The sequence below is a fragment of the Pseudomonas sp. MAFF 730105 genome, from assembly GCF_055380705.1.
In genome coordinates, this window is sequence record NZ_AP018438.1 from 247,041 (window position 1) to 261,425 (window position 14,385).

General features: G+C 62.7%; 11 protein-coding genes. 6 read left to right on the plus strand and 5 right to left on the minus strand.

Annotation, left to right across the window (positions count from 1 at the left end; genetic code table 11):
* The first annotated feature begins 44 nt into the window (after nucleotides 1–44).
* Nucleotides 45–827, plus strand: a complete 783-nt coding sequence (locus PCOSP_RS01065) for a MetQ/NlpA family ABC transporter substrate-binding protein (protein WP_055137035.1) — start codon at nucleotides 45–47, stop codon at nucleotides 825–827.
* 294 nt (nucleotides 828–1,121) lie between these two features.
* Here PCOSP_RS01065 and PCOSP_RS01070 read toward each other — a convergent pair whose 3' ends face one another.
* Nucleotides 1,122–2,282, minus strand: coding sequence for an AAA family ATPase (locus PCOSP_RS01070; protein ID WP_464710115.1), 1,161 nt, complete (start codon nucleotides 2,280–2,282; stop codon nucleotides 1,122–1,124).
* A gap of 105 nt (nucleotides 2,283–2,387) precedes the next feature.
* On the opposite strand from PCOSP_RS01070, the gene PCOSP_RS01075 reads away from it, so the two are divergent.
* Genes PCOSP_RS01075 through PCOSP_RS01085 form a run of 3 tightly spaced genes read left to right on the plus strand, consistent with a single transcriptional unit; the run spans nucleotide 2,388 to nucleotide 7,596 of the window.
* Nucleotides 2,388–3,491, plus strand: a complete 1,104-nt coding sequence (locus PCOSP_RS01075) for an efflux RND transporter periplasmic adaptor subunit (RefSeq protein WP_175384561.1) — start codon at nucleotides 2,388–2,390, stop codon at nucleotides 3,489–3,491.
* Nucleotides 3,488–4,552, plus strand: coding sequence for an efflux RND transporter periplasmic adaptor subunit (locus PCOSP_RS01080; protein WP_139646197.1), 1,065 nt, complete (start codon nucleotides 3,488–3,490; stop codon nucleotides 4,550–4,552). Before PCOSP_RS01075 ends, PCOSP_RS01080 begins: the two co-directional genes overlap by 4 nt.
* The gene (locus PCOSP_RS01085) at nucleotides 4,549–7,596 is read left to right on the plus strand and encodes an efflux RND transporter permease subunit (RefSeq protein ID WP_139646199.1); all 3,048 of its coding nucleotides are present in this window, start codon (nucleotides 4,549–4,551) and stop codon (nucleotides 7,594–7,596) included. The genes PCOSP_RS01080 and PCOSP_RS01085 overlap by 4 nt, the downstream gene beginning before the upstream one ends.
* Before the next feature lie 107 nt (nucleotides 7,597–7,703).
* Here the strand turns inward: PCOSP_RS01085 and PCOSP_RS01090 are convergent, their stop codons facing one another.
* The gene (locus PCOSP_RS01090; RefSeq protein ID WP_464710116.1) at nucleotides 7,704–9,917 is read right to left on the minus strand and encodes a heavy metal translocating P-type ATPase; all 2,214 of its coding nucleotides are present in this window, start codon (nucleotides 9,915–9,917) and stop codon (nucleotides 7,704–7,706) included.
* Between the two features lie 86 nt (nucleotides 9,918–10,003).
* Here PCOSP_RS01090 and cadR point away from each other — a divergent pair, with 86 nt between their 5' ends.
* A complete protein-coding gene (gene cadR, locus PCOSP_RS01095; protein ID WP_041021508.1) occupies nucleotides 10,004–10,450 on the plus strand; it encodes a Cd(II)/Pb(II)-responsive transcriptional regulator in 447 nt (148 codons plus the stop codon).
* A 135-nt stretch (nucleotides 10,451–10,585) separates the two neighbouring features.
* On the opposite strand, the gene PCOSP_RS01100 is transcribed toward cadR, so the two are convergent.
* From PCOSP_RS01100 to PCOSP_RS01110, 3 genes are all read right to left on the minus strand, one after another.
* The gene (locus tag PCOSP_RS01100) at nucleotides 10,586–11,557 is read right to left on the minus strand and encodes a thymidylate synthase (protein WP_139646203.1); all 972 of its coding nucleotides are present in this window, start codon (nucleotides 11,555–11,557) and stop codon (nucleotides 10,586–10,588) included.
* A 51-nt stretch (nucleotides 11,558–11,608) separates the two neighbouring features.
* Nucleotides 11,609–12,418, minus strand: a complete 810-nt coding sequence (gene lgt / locus PCOSP_RS01105; protein WP_464710118.1) for a prolipoprotein diacylglyceryl transferase — start codon at nucleotides 12,416–12,418, stop codon at nucleotides 11,609–11,611.
* 68 nt (nucleotides 12,419–12,486) lie between these two features.
* Entirely contained in the window at nucleotides 12,487–13,269 is a 783-nt protein-coding gene (locus PCOSP_RS01110) for a sulfite exporter TauE/SafE family protein (RefSeq protein ID WP_175384564.1), read from the minus strand.
* 290 nt (nucleotides 13,270–13,559) lie between these two features.
* Here PCOSP_RS01110 and PCOSP_RS01115 point away from each other — a divergent pair, with 290 nt between their 5' ends.
* Entirely contained in the window at nucleotides 13,560–14,306 is a 747-nt protein-coding gene (locus PCOSP_RS01115) for an NRDE family protein (protein ID WP_464710119.1), read from the plus strand.
* Nucleotides 14,307–14,385: the final 79 nt, after the last annotated feature.

Consider the following 14,385-nt stretch of genomic DNA (forward strand, 5'->3'; position numbering starts at 1 on the left):
GGCCGTCGTCCATGACGACCGTGATTTTTCGATAAGGACACTGCATGAAAAAGGTTCTGTTGTTCACCGCATTGGCGGCAGCGTTGGCTTCGGGTCTGGCCCAGGCCGCGGAGAAACTGGTGGTAGCGGCGACTCCGGTTCCCCACGCTGAAATCCTCGAGCTGATCAAGCCGGCCCTGGCAAAAGAAGGTGTGGACCTGCAGATCAAGGTCTTCACCGATTACGTGCAGCCCAACGTACAGGTGGATCAGAAGCGTCTGGACGCCAACTACTTCCAGACCCTGCCGTACCTCAAGAACTTCAACGAGGGCAAAGGCACGAATCTGGTCACTGTGATCGGTGTGCACGTCGAGCCGTTTGGTGGCTACTCGAAGAAAGTCAAAAGCCTGGCCGAGCTGAAAGATGGCGCGACCATCGCCATCCCCAACGAAGGCAGCAACAGCGGTCGCGCCCTGATCCTGTTGCAGAAGGCTGGCCTGATCGAACTCAAGGATCCGAAAAACGCCGTGGCGACGCCGAAAGACATCGCCAAGAACCCGCATAACTTCAAGTTCAAGGAACTGGAATCGGCCATGCTGCCGCGGGTGCTGGATCAGGTCGACCTGGACATGATCAATACCAACTACGCTTTGGAAGCGGGTCTCAACCCGGCCAAGGATGCGCTGGTGATCGAGGGTTCGGATTCGCCTTACGTCAACTTCCTGGTGGCCCGTCCGGACAACAAGGACAGCCCGGCCATCCAGAAACTGGCCAAGGCCCTGACCAGTCCTGAAGTGAAGGCATTCATCGAGAAGAAATACAGCGGCGCGGTATTGCCGGCGTTCTGATCGACCCCGCCCTATAAAAAACTGATGTGGCGAGGGAGCAAGCTCCCTCGCCACAAATGGATTGCGGATCTATGCCGCCCTGTTCTTCAGTGCCCGGCGCAGGGCCACGAGCAGTTTGACCATGTCTTGCGGGTCGAGTTGTTGCGGGGCTTTCACGTCGGCCATGTCAATCCTCCTTGTGCGTATCGCCAGCAAGCCTGGCCTTGAGCTGCGGTTCCTTGGCGGCTGTCATCAGACCCGTCCTGCAGCGCTAGGAAAATAGACCGCCTGCAAGGCTTCTGCAAATACCACGGATCAATCCGGCCAGTTCCACGCCGGCGCATCCAGCATTCTCTGGCCGACAATCCCTGTCTGGCCCAGGTCCTTTTCCAGCACGATGCAATTGCAGTCGCCATCCTTTTGCAAGGCCGTGATCAAGCGTCGGGCGTGGGAAACCACCCAGACCTGACAATGCTCCGAAGCCCGGATGATCAAGCGTGCCAGGGCCGGCAACAAGTCCGGATGCAGGCTGGTCTCCGGTTCGTTGAGCACCATCAACGAAGGAGGTCGCGGGGTGAGCAGTGCGGCGATCAGCAGCAGGTAGCGCAGAGTTCCGTCTGACAATTCGGCGGCGGACAACGGGCGCAGCAAGCCATGCTGGTGAAGCTCGATGCCGAAACGCCCGCCTGGCAGTTTATCGATGTGCAGCCGGGCGCCGGGGAACGCATCGCTGATGGATGCGTGCAGGGCTTGATCGTCTCCGATTTCAAGAATGGTTTGCAGGGCGGCCGCCAGGTCACGTCCGTCGTGGTGCAGCACTGGTGTGCGGGTACCCAATTGCGGTTGGCGCGCCGGGGCATCGGCGTCGCTGCGAAAATGGTCGTAGAAGCGCCAGCGCCGAATGAACTCGCGCATCTGCAACACCTCCGGCGAGGTGCGCAGGCTGCCGACCTGGTCGAACAGGCTGTCGAAGGTGGGCGTGTGCTGGGCCAGGACGTCCCACGCGCGGCCATCACGGGCACGGATCATGGGGCCGTTGCGATCCACCAATAGGCTGGCCGGACGGAATGTGGGACCGGCCCAGATGCATTCGCGCTTGATTTGAGGGTCCAGGGAAAACGCGGACGAACTCGGTTCCGGCAGGCCGAGGGAAATCGAATAGCTGAAGTCTTCCGCGGTGAATCCCAGGCGCAGGCGTTTGGTATTTATCCGGACCGTAGCGCCGATGGGCACCTCGCCGCTGCGCATGCGCCGGCTGATCACTTCCGGTCCGGCCCAGAACGTCGAGTCCAATCCACCTTCACGGGCCAGGGCGTTGACCACTCCACCCTGTGCCGTCTCCGCCAACAGGCGCAGGGCGCGGTACAGGTTGGATTTGCCACTGCCATTGGGGCCGGTGATCAGGTTCAGCCGCCCCAGGGGGACCACCAATGTGTTGATGGATCGGTAGTTGGCCACCGCAAGGGTTTTGAGCATGAGCGATTTCCTGCTGCCTGGTTAGCGTCTGTGCATCCGTGGAACCCTGTTCTAAGCTCACAGTCGTATCGTCACTGGCACATTCGTGCAATGCAAGGAGTCTGCATGGCTGGTCCCCGAAACAAACTGGTTGTTTGCTTGGGTTTGTGTGCGTTGTTGGCGGGATGCGGTGACGAAAAAGTCGGTGAAAAAGCCCTGCCGCGGGTTTTCGTACAGCAAGCCGTGCCTACCGAGTACGCAGCCTCGGTGACCTTGACCGGGGATGTCCAGGCTCGGGTGCAGACCGATCTGTCGTTTCGTGTGGGTGGCAAGATCATCGAGCGCAAGGTCGATGTCGGTGACCGTGTCTCGGCCCGGCAAGTGCTGGCCCGGCTCGACCCTCGGGACTTGCAGACCAACGCTGATTCCGCCGAGGCCCAGGTGGCCGCCGAACAGGCGCGGGTCAAGCAAAGCGCGGCAGCCTTCCTGCGTCAGCAGAAACTCTTGCCCAAGGGCTACACCAGCCAGAGCGAATACGACGCGGCCCAGGCGCAATTGCGCAGCAGCCAGAGCGCACTGACGGCCGCCCAGGCCCAGTTGGCCAACGCGCGGGAACAACTGAGCTACACCGCGCTGATCGCCGAGGCGCCAGGCATCATCACGGCGCGCCAGGCCGAGGTCGGCCAAGTGGTGCAGGCCACGGAGCCGATCTTCAGCCTGGCCCGGGACGGCGAGCGCGACGCGGTGTTCAATATCTACGAATCGCTGCTGAGCGAACCACCCTCGGATCCGGCCATTGTCATCAGCCTGCTGGATAACCCGACCATCCAGACCACCGGCAAGGTGCGTGAGATCACTCCGGCGGTGTCCGCCGAGACCGGCACCGTACAGGTCAAGGTGACCCTCGACGATTTGCCCGAAGGCATGCGCCTGGGTTCGGTGGTCAGCGCCACCGCCAAGTCCGCAGGCAAGACCGCTGTGGAGTTGCCCTGGTCGGCACTGACCAAGGACCTCAGCGAGCCCGCCGTGTGGCTGGTAGATGGCGAAGGCCGCGCGCAATTGCGTACCGTCACCGTAGGCCGGTACCTGACTGGGAAAGTCATCATCAGCGACGGGCTCAAGGGCGGCGAGACTGTCGTTACGGCCGGTGGGCAATTGCTGCATCCTGGCGTGCGCGTCGAGATCGCTGAAAACACCCGTGACAAACCGCCGGCAGGAGCTCAGCCATGAAGCGCTTGTGGATGGTCCTGGCGAGCCTGGTCCTGGCTGCCTGCTCGAAGGAAGACGCGCCGCCCGAGCCGGTACGTCCGGTGTTGTCCATTGAGGTCCGCGCGCTTGACCAGCAGGCCCTCGGACGCTTCGCCGGGAATATCCAGGCGCGTTACGAGAGCAATGTGGGTTTCCGGGTACCGGGGCGAATTGCCCGCCGTAATGTCGATGTCGGCGCCGAAGTGAAAAAAGGCGACCTGCTGGCGACCCTTGATCCCACCGATCAACAGAACCGGTTGCGTGCCGCCGAGGGCGACCTTGCGCGGATCGAGGCGCAGTACATCAATGCCCAGGCCAATGCCCGTCGCCAGCAACAGTTATTCGATCGGGGTGTCGGTGCCCAGGCGCAACTGGACGTCGCCCAGACCGACCTGAAAACCACCGGCGCTTCCCTCGAACAGGCCCGGGCGGCGGTGGAGCAGGCCCGTGACCAGCTCAACTACAGCGAGCTGCGCACCGACCATGACGCCGTTGTCACGGCTTGGACAGCAGAGGCCGGGCAGGTGGTTACCGCCGGCCAACAAGTGGTGACCCTGGCCCGCCCGGACATCAAGGAGGCGGTGATCGACCTGCCGGCCGGGCTGGTCGAACGTCTGCCCGAGGGCGTGGTGTTCGAAGTCGCAGCGCAACTGGACCCGAGCATCCGCACCACCGCCACCGTGCGCGAGATCGAGCCCCAGGCCCAGAGTGCCACGCGCACCCGCCGCGCGCGCCTGACCTTGACCGACACCCCGTCCGGCCTGCGCCTGGGCACGGCCATCAGCGTGACGCTGAGCTCGGCCATCGATCCTCGCATCGAGTTGCCGCTCAGTGCGTTGCAGGAGGTCGATGGCAAGGCGCGGATCTGGCTCGTCGACCCGCAGACCCAGACCGTCTCCCCTCGTGAAGTGAAAATACTCGAACGTTCGGCCGACTCGGTGCTGGTGGCCAACGGTATCAAGTCCGGCGATCGCGTGGTCAGCGCCGGCGTCAACAGCCTCCAGCCAGGGCAGAAAGTGAAACTCGACGAGGACGCGCGATGAAAGGGCCTTTCAACCTGTCCGAATGGGCTCTGCGGCATCAGTCGTTTGTCTGGTACCTGATGTTCGTTGCGTTGCTGATGGGGGTATTTTCCTACGTGAACCTGGGTCGCGAAGAAGACCCGTCGTTCACCATCAAGACCATGATCATCCAGACCCGGTGGCCGGGCGCGACCCAGGAGGAGACCCTCAAGCAGGTCACCGACCGTATCGAGAAAAAACTCGAAGAGCTCGACTCCCTCGACTACGTCAAAAGCTACACCCGGCCGGGCGAGTCGACGGTATTCGTGTATCTGCGCGACACCACCAGCGCCAAGGACATCCCCGAGATCTGGTACCAGGTGCGCAAGAAGATCAACGATATTCGTGGCGACTTCCCCGAGGGCTTGCAGGGGCCGGGTTTCAACGACGAGTTCGGCGACGTGTACGGTTCGGTGTATGCCTTTACCGGCGACGGCCTGTCGATGCGCCAGTTGCGTGACTACGTGGAACAGGTACGGGCCGAGATCCGCGACGTGCCCGGCCTGGGCAAGGTGGAAATGCTCGGCGAGCAGAATGAAGTGCTGTACCTGAATTTCTCCACGCGCAAACTCGCTGCATTGGGCATCGACCAGCGCCAGGTGGTGCAGAGTCTGCAATCCCAGAACGCGGTGACGCCTGCCGGGGTGATCGATGCCGGCCCGGAGCGGATTTCCGTGCGCACATCCGGGCAGTTCCAGTCGGAGAAGGATCTGGCCAACGTCAACCTGCGACTCAATGACCGGTTCTATCGACTGGCCGACATTGCCGAGATCAGCCGTGGCTACGTCGATCCGGCTACGCCGCTGTTCCGTTTCAACGGTACGCCGGCCATCGGCCTGGCCATCGCCATGAAAAAGGGCGGCAACATCCAGGAATTCGGCAAGGCGCTGCATGCCCGCATGACCGAACTGACCGCCGACCTGCCGGTGGGCATCGGCGTGCATACGGTGTCGGACCAGGCCGAAGTGGTGCAGGAGGCGGTCGGCGGCTTTACCAGCGCCTTGTTCGAGGCGGTGGTGATCGTGCTGGTGGTCAGCTTCATCAGTCTGGGCATACGCGCCGGGCTGGTGGTGGCCTGCTCGATTCCCCTGGTGCTGGCGATGGTTTTTGTGTTCATGGAATACAGCGGCATCACCATGCAGCGGATCTCCCTCGGCGCCTTGATCATCGCCCTCGGCCTGCTGGTGGATGACGCGATGATCACCGTGGAAATGATGGTTACGCGCCTGGAAAAAGGTGAAACCAAGGAGCAGGCCGCGACCTTCGCCTACACCTCGACCGCGTTCCCGATGCTCACCGGCACCCTCGTCACCGTTGCCGGTTTCGTGCCTATCGGCCTGAACGCCAGTTCCGCCGGCGAGTACACCTTTACCCTGTTCGCGGTGATCGCCGTGGCGATGCTGGTGTCCTGGATCGTCGCGGTGCTGTTCGCCCCGGTGATCGGCGTGCACATCCTCAGCACCAACGTGAAACCCCACGATGCCGAGCCGGGGCGCATCGGCCGGGCGTTCAATGGCGGCCTGCTGTGGGCGATGCGCAATCGCTGGTGGGCCATCGGCATCACCGTGCTGCTGTTCGTGCTGGCGGTGTTCTGCATGCGCTTCGTGCAGAACCAGTTTTTCCCGTCTTCGGACCGGCCGGAGATCCTGGTGGACCTCAACCTGCCACAGAACGCTTCGATGGACGAGACGCGCAAGGCCGTCGACCGTCTGGAGGCGACCCTCAAGGGCGATCCGGACATCGAGCGTTGGAGCACCTACATCGGCGAAGGTGCGATTCGTTTCTACCTGCCGCTGGACCAGCAACTGCAGAACCCCTACTACGCGCAACTGGTGATCGTCAGCAAGGGACTGGAGTCGCGCACGGCTCTCACCGAGCGCCTGCAAAAACGCCTGCGCGAGGACTTCGTCGGCATTGGTAGCTACGTGCAGGCCCTGGAAATGGGGCCGCCGGTAGGACGACCGATCCAGTACCGGGTCAGCGGCAAGGACATCGACCAGGTGCGCAAGCATGCCATCGAACTGGCCACCGAGCTGGACAAGAACGAGCACATTGGCGAAATCATTTACGACTGGAACGAGCCGGGCAAGGTCCTGCGCATCGACATCGCCCAGGACAAGGCGCGGCAACTGGGCTTGTCTTCGGACGATATAGCACGACTGATGAACAGCATCGTCAGCGGATCGCCGGTCACCCAGGTCGACGATGACATCTACCTGATCAACGTGGTCGGGCGTGCCGTAGACAGTGAACGGGGTTCGCCGGAAACCTTGCAGAACCTGCAGATCGTCACGCCGGGCGGCACGTCGATTCCGTTGCTGGCGTTCGCCACGGTGCGCTATGAACTGGAGCAGCCACTGGTGTGGCGTCGCGACCGCAAGCCCACGATCACCATCAAGGCTGCGGTGCGCGATGCAATCCAGCCCACCGACCTGGTGAAACAGTTGCAGCCGGACATCGACAAGTTCGCCGCCGGCTTGCCCGTGGGCTACAAGGTCGCCACCGGGGGGACGGTGGAGGAGAGCGGCAAGGCCCAGGGGCCGATTGCCAGTGTCGTGCCGCTGATGCTGTTCCTGATGGCGACGTTCCTGATGATCCAGCTGCACAGCGTGCAGAAACTGTTCCTGGTGGCCAGCGTCGCGCCCCTCGGGTTGATCGGCGTAGTGCTGGCGTTGGTTCCCACAGGCACGCCCATGGGCTTTGTGGCGATCCTGGGAATCCTTGCGCTGATTGGCATCATCATCCGCAACTCGGTGATTCTGGTCACCCAGATTGATGAGTACGAGCGTGACGGATATGAGCCCTGGGATGCGGTGGTGGAAGCCACCCAACACCGGCGGCGACCGATCCTGCTCACCGCGGCTGCGGCGAGCCTGGGGATGATCCCGATTGCTCGGGAAGTGTTCTGGGGGCCGATGGCCTACGCGATGATCGGCGGGATCATCATCGCCACGCTGCTGACTTTGCTGTTCCTGCCGGCGTTGTATGTGGCCTGGTACAAGATTCGCGAGCCGCGCAAGTCATAGGGCTGCTGTGCAGCCCATCGCGAGCAGGCTCGCTCCCACAGTGACTTGTGATCCACTGTGGGAGCGAGCCTGCTCGCGATGGGGCCTGTCCGATCACCCGGAATTCTTCATTTGCGCAACAACCGCAACCCATTGAACACCACCAGCAAACTCACCCCCATGTCGGCAAACACCGCCATCCACATGGTGGCGAACCCGGCAAAGGTGACGCCGAGGAAGATCGCCTTGATCACCAGCGCCAGGGCGATGTTCTGTTTCAGGATGCTTGAGGTTTGCCGCGACAGGCGGATGAAGGCCGGGATCTTGCGCAGGTCATCGTCCATCAAGGCGACATCGGCGGTCTCGATAGCCGTATCGGTGCCGGCCGCCGCCATGGCGAAGCCGATTTCCGCTCGGGCCAGGGCGGGGGCGTCGTTGATGCCGTCGCCCACCATGCCGACCCGGTGACCCTGGTCGTACAGGTTTTCGATGGCCTGCAGCTTGTCCCCCGGCAGCAGGTCGCCTCGCGCCTGATCCATGCCGACCTGGCCGGCAATCGCTTCGGCGGTGTGGGCGTTGTCGCCGGTGAGCATCAGGGTCTTGATGCCCAGTTCATGCAACTGCCGGATGGCTTCACGGCTGGAGTCCTTCACGGTGTCGGCCACGGCGAACAGCGCCAGGGGGCCCGAGCCGTCGAGCAGCAGCACCACGGACTTGCCTTGTTTTTCCAGGGCGAAGAGTTTCTCCTCCAGTTCCGGGGAGCACAGACCCAGGTCTTCCACCAGGCGATGATTACCCAAGTGGTAGGTCTGGCCATTGATGTCGCCGCGAACCCCACGACCCGGGAGGGCTTCGAAGTTATCCACAGGCTGCGGCGTCGATTGCTTATCCACAGCGGCGATGGCTCGGGACACCGGGTGGTCGGAACGGGCGGCGAGGCTGGCGGCCAGGGCCGGGGCGGTGGTTTCCACGGTCGGGTCCAGCGCCATGTAGTCGGTCTGTATCGGTTTGCCGTGGGTGATCGTGCCGGTCTTGTCCAGGGCCAGGTAGTCGAGCTTGTAGCCGCCCTCCAGGTACACGCCGCCCTTGACCAGGATGCCTTTGCGCGCGGCCGCGGCAAGACCGCTGACGATGGTCACCGGGGTGGAGATCACCAGCGCACAGGGGCAGGCCACCACCAACAGCACCAGGGCCCGATAGATCCAGTCGAACCACGCCGCACCCATCAACAGTGGCGGGATGACGGTTACCGCCAGCGCCAGGGCAAACACCGCCGGGGTATAGATTTTCGAGAATCGATCGACGAAGCGTTGGGTCGGCGCGCGGGAGCCCTGGGCCTGCTCCACGGCGTGGATGATCCGTGCCAGGGTGGAGTGGTCGGCCGCCGCGGTCACGCGGTATTCCAGCTCGCCGGCCTGGTTGATGGTGCCGGCGAACACTTTATCGCCCACGGTTTTTTCCACCGGCAGGCTTTCACCGGTGATCGGCGCCTGGTCGATGGTCGAACGACCGGCCACCACTTCACCGTCCAGCCCGACGCGCTCGCCGGGGCGAATCCGTACCCGGGCGCCGAGGACGATGGCCTTGACCTCTTGCACCTGCCACGTGCCATCAGCCTGTTGCACCGTGGCCTGTTCCGGGGCCATCTGCATCAAGCCGCTGATGGCATTGCGCGCCCGGTCGAGGGACTTGGCTTCGATCAGCTCCGCCACGGTGAACAGGAACATCACCATCGCCGCTTCCGGCCATTGGCCGATCAGCACTGCGCCGGTCACGGCGATGCTCATCAATGCATTGATGTTCAGGTTGAGGTTCTTCAGGGCGATCCAGCCTTTCTTGTAGGTGCCCAGGCCGCCGCTGAGGATCGACACCAGTGCTACCACGGCGACCACCCAACCTGGCGCGGCATTGGTGAAGTGGATCAGTTCGGCACTCAGGGCCGTGACGCCGGACAGCGCCAGTGGCCACCAGGGTTTGGTCGGGGCCGGCAAATTGCTGGTCTGTTGCTCCTGGCCCGGCTTCAGCGGTTCGGCCTGCATGCCGAGGGACTGGATTGCACTGATGATCGGCCCATCGTCGGGCAGGTCATGTGTCACACCCAATACGCGATTGATCAGGTTGAATTCCAGCTGCTGCACGCCTTCGAGTTTGCCGAGCTTGTTCTGGATCAGTGTCTGTTCGGTGGGGCAGTCCATCGCTTCAATGCGAAAACTGCTCAGCCGGGCACCGTCCGTCGGCGCTTTACCGAGGTTGACCACGGACGGCGCTGCTTTCAAAGCGCAGCAGGAATGCCCGTGGTCATGGCCGTGGACGGGCTTGTGGATGTGAAGGGAATCGCTCATTGGGTGACGTCCATGAAAAGTGCTTGTTGCACAGTAAAGACCCTGTAGCCACTATAGGGTCAAGCACCTGTTCAGGAGGCAATGCCATGAAAATCGGCGAGCTGGCGAAAATCACTGACTGCCAAGTCGAAACCATCCGTTATTACGAGCGCGAAGGTCTGCTGCCGGAGCCGGCCCGCAGCGACGGCAATTACCGCGTCTACACCCAGGCCCACGCCGAGCGGCTGACGTTTATCCGCAACTGCCGCACCCTGGACATGACCCTGGAAGAAATCCGCAGCTTGCTGGCCCTGCGCGACAGTCCCCAGGACCAGTGCGAGAGCGTCAACGCGCTGGTCGACGAACATATTCTTCACGTCAAGGCTCGCATCGATGGCCTGCTGGCCTTGCAGGCACAACTGATCGACCTGCGCCGTCGTTGCGGCGAAGGGCCGGATCCGGACCAATGCGGGATCTTGCAGCGCCTGGAAGTGAGCGGAGCGGTGGCGCCGGAGGTGGAACATTCACATGTGGGGCGCAGTCACGGGCATTGAGTGCCTAGCCCCGAAATCCATGGCGAACCCTGTGGGAGCGAGCCTGCTCGCGATTGCGGTGGGTCAGCCAACACTTCTGTGTCTGATATACCGCAATCGCGAGCAGGCTCGCTCCCACAGGGATAGTGGTGTGCTTTAGACCGCCATCGGCGCGGTCATCGGCGCATGGTGCTGGTAGCCTTCAAGGGAGAAGTCGCTCGGCTCCACCTGTTCCAGCCACTCGGGCTGGTACACGCCCGTCTTGGCGAACTCCGGTACCCGCTCGGAAATCACCAGCCTTGGCATCGGGAACGGCTCGCGGGTGAGTTGTTCCTTGAGCATGTCCAAGTGGTTTTCGTAGACGTGGGCGTCACCGATGAAATAGGTGAACCAGCGCGGCGTGTAGCCGGTCAGGCGGCCGATCAGGCTCAGCAGGGCGGCGCCTTCTGTGAGGTTGAACGGCGTGCCCAGCCCCAGGTCGTTGGAGCGGATGTAGAGGGTCAGGGAAATTTCCTTCGTCTCGACATTCGGGTGGAACTGATACAGCAGATGGCACGGCGGCAGGGCCATTTCATCGAGCTGGGCGCAGTTCCAGCCGTGGAACAGGATGCGGCGGCTGCCCGGGTCCTTGATGATGGTGTCGACACACTGGCGAACCTGGTCGATAGCCTTGTACAGCACCACGTAGGCCTGGCCGTTTTCCTCGCCTTCGGCAATCTGCCGGTAACCCTGGGCCAGGGTCTGCTCGATGGCCGCCGGATTGCTCACGGGGATCTGCTTGTAGGCCGGCCATTTGCGCCACTGCACGCCGTAGATCTCGCCCAGGTCGTCTTCGCCCTGGCGGAACGGGTTGGCCAGCCACTGGGCGTTCTCGTTGGCGTTCTGGTCCCAGACCTTGCAGCCCAGGGCACGGAATTCGGCAGCGTTGTTGACTCCACGGAGAAAACCGCACATCTCGCCGATAGCCGATTTGAATGCCATCTTTCGGGTGGTGATGGCGGGGAAACCGTCCTTCAAGTCATAGCGCAGCATCGCACCAGGAAAGCTGATGGTGTTCACGCCCGTGCGGTTGGCCTGCTTGGTGCCGTTCTTGATGACATGGGCCACCAGATCGAGATATTGCTTCATGGATTACCTGTGTCCTTGAACCCGAGGCCAGCGCCTCGGGGTCCGAATTTTTTAAGCCTTGGCCGCCGCAGCCGGCGCACGATGATAAGCCAGCCAGATCAGTACCAGGCCACCGACGATCATCGGCAGGCACAGTATCTGGCCCATGGTCAGCCAGTTCCACGCCAGATAGCCAAGCTGGGCGTCCGGTACGCGGACGAACTCGACGATGAAGCGGAAGATCCCGTAGAACAGCGCGAACATGCCTGACACCGCCATGGTCGGCCGTGGCTTGCGCGAGAACAGCCAGAGAATCAGGAGCAGGGCTACGCCTTCAAGGGCGAACTGGTACAGCTGCGACGGATGGCGCGGCAACTGCGCGGGGTCGCTGAACGGCGGGAAGATCATTGCCCACGGCACGTCGGTCGGCTTGCCCCACAATTCGGCGTTGATGAAGTTGCCGATGCGTCCGGCGCCCAGGCCGATCGGCACCATTGGCGCGACGAAGTCCATCAGTTCGAAGAACGACTTGTTGTTGCGCTTGCCGAACCACACCGCCGCCAGCATCACACCGATGAAGCCACCGTGGAACGACATGCCGCCCTTCCAGACCTCGAAGATCAGCGTCGGGTTCGCCAGGTAGGCGCTCAGATCATAGAACAGCACATAGCCCAGGCGTCCGCCGACGATCACTCCCATGGAGAGCCAGAACACGAGGTCGGAGAGCTTTTCCTTGTTCCAGGTCGGGTCGAAACGGTTGAGCCGTCGCGACGCCAGCAGCCAGGCACCGCCGATGCCGACCAGGTACATCAGGCCGTACCAGTGGATTTTCAGCGGGCCGATGGCCAGGGCCACCGGATCGATCTGCGGGTAAGGCAGCATTGATATTCCTCGTAAACGTCAAAAATACTGGGGTGACCCTGTCACCCCGGGATTAAGCCAGGATTGCGTCAGAGCAGGAAACTCAGGCCCACGCAGAACAGCAAAGCCGCGAACAGCCGCTTGAGCAAGCGCGGTGACAGGCGATGGGCCAGTCGCGCGCCGAAGCGGGCGAAGACCATGCTCGTCAGGGCAATGCCCAGCAGCGCCGGCAAATACACAAAACCGAGACTATGGGCCGGCAACAGTGGATCGTGCCAGCCCAGAATCATGAAACTTAACGCACTGACCAGGGCGATCGGCAAGCCGCAGGCCGAGGAGGTGGCCACCGCCTGCTGCATGGGCACGCTGCGCCAGGTCAGGAACGGCACGGTCAGCGAGCCGCCACCAATGCCGAAAATCGCCGAGGCCCAGCCGACGACCGTGCCGGCCAGGGTCAATCCGGCCTTGCCAGGTACCGTGCGGCTGGCCTTGGGTTTGAAATCCAGGGCCAGTTGCGCGGCGACGATCATGGCGAACACGCCGATGATCTTTTGCAGGTGCGGGCCGGAAATCGCTTCGGCGGTGACAGCACCGAAACCGGCCCCGATCAGGATCCCGACGGTCATCCAGGCGAAGATCGGCCAGCGTACCGCGCCTTTGCGCTGGTGTTCGCGCACGGCATTGACCGAGGTGAAGATGATCGAGGCCAGGGACGTACCGACGGCCAGGTGGGTCAATACCTGCGGGTCGAAACCCTGCAAGGTGAAGCTGAACACCAGCACCGGGACGATGATCATCCCGCCACCCACGCCGAACAACCCGGCCAGCACCCCGGCGCAGGCACCGAGCAGCAGATAGATCACGAATTCCACCAGCGTCCCCCACCCATCCCCGAAACAAGAGCGGCATGGTAACGGATCCATGCCCTTGGGCTCTACTGAAGGCGATGGATGCGCGGGCGATGTGTCGGTTAGAGTGGAAGTTGATCCGACACAAACCCTGTGGCGAGGGGATTTATCCCCGCTGGGGCGCGAAGCGGCCCTAAAATCGGACACCCCGGTGTGCCAGATAAATTGCTTTGGGGCTGCTGTGCAGCCCAGCGGGGATAAATCCCCTCGCCACAGGGATTGTGTTCGGCATTGTTGAGTGGGGGACATACCTGATGTGCCTGATCGTATTTGCCTGGCGACCTGGTCACGCCCAACCGCTGATTGTGGCGGCCAATCGTGACGAGTTCTACGCACGCCCGACCCTGCCCCTGGCCCAGTGGCCCGATGCTTCCCATGTCTACGCCGGTCGCGACCTGGAAGCCGGCGGCACCTGGCTCGGTATCGGCGCCGACGGTCGCTTTGCGGCCCTGACGAATATCCGTGACCCAGGCCAATTGCCGGCGTTCAAGTCTCGGGGCGAACTGGTGGCCCGGTTTCTGACCGGAACTCTGCCGATCACCGATTACTTGAGTGAAATCGTGCCCCGTGCCGGCGAGTATGGCGGGTTCAACCTGTTGCTCGGTGACGGCAGCGAACTGTGGCACTACAACGCCCGCGATGTCCGGCCGCAGCGACTGGCCGAAGGTGTCTACGGGTTGTCGAACGCCGGCTTGAACACGCCTTGGCCCAAGCTGCTCAAGGCCCGGGCGGCACTGGTCGAGGTGCTTGCCGATCCGCAGCCCCAGGATTTGCTGGCGCTACTGAACGACCCGCAACCGGCACCCGTGGCGGAACTGCCGGATACCGGCGTGGGGTTGGCGACCGAGATGCTGCTGTCGAGTGTGTTCATCGCCAGCCCGGCGTATGGGACGCGGGCCAGTACGGCGTTGATTGTCCAGGCCGATGGGACGCAGCACATGGTCGAGCGCAGCTTCGGGCCCCATGGGGGGCATTTGGGGGAGATCGAGGTCAGGGTTTAGTGTTGTGGTGACTGCGCTGGCCTCATCGCGAGCAGGCTCGCTCCCACACTGAGTCTCCAGTGAACACCGAGTTTGTGTC

What these genes read in the sequence shown, in the direction of transcription:
- PCOSP_RS01090 (WP_464710116.1), bottom strand. Translation starts at nt 9,917, where the DNA reads ATGAGCGATTCCCTTCACATCCACAAGCCCGTCCACGGCCATGACCAC.
- PCOSP_RS01065 (WP_055137035.1), top strand. Translation starts at nt 45, where the DNA reads ATGAAAAAGGTTCTGTTGTTCACCGCATTGGCGGCAGCGTTGGCTTCG.
- PCOSP_RS01070 (WP_464710115.1), bottom strand. Translation starts at nt 2,282, where the DNA reads ATGCTCAAAACCCTTGCGGTGGCCAACTACCGATCCATCAACACATTG.
- PCOSP_RS01100 (WP_139646203.1), bottom strand. Translation starts at nt 11,557, where the DNA reads ATGAAGCAATATCTCGATCTGGTGGCCCATGTCATCAAGAACGGCACC.
- PCOSP_RS01085 (WP_139646199.1), top strand. Translation starts at nt 4,549, where the DNA reads ATGAAAGGGCCTTTCAACCTGTCCGAATGGGCTCTGCGGCATCAGTCG.
- cadR (WP_041021508.1), top strand. Translation starts at nt 10,004, where the DNA reads ATGAAAATCGGCGAGCTGGCGAAAATCACTGACTGCCAAGTCGAAACC.
- PCOSP_RS01080 (WP_139646197.1), top strand. Translation starts at nt 3,488, where the DNA reads ATGAAGCGCTTGTGGATGGTCCTGGCGAGCCTGGTCCTGGCTGCCTGC.
- PCOSP_RS01075 (WP_175384561.1), top strand. Translation starts at nt 2,388, where the DNA reads ATGGCTGGTCCCCGAAACAAACTGGTTGTTTGCTTGGGTTTGTGTGCG.
- lgt (WP_464710118.1), bottom strand. Translation starts at nt 12,418, where the DNA reads ATGCTGCCTTACCCGCAGATCGATCCGGTGGCCCTGGCCATCGGCCCG.
- PCOSP_RS01115 (WP_464710119.1), top strand. Translation starts at nt 13,560, where the DNA reads ATGTGCCTGATCGTATTTGCCTGGCGACCTGGTCACGCCCAACCGCTG.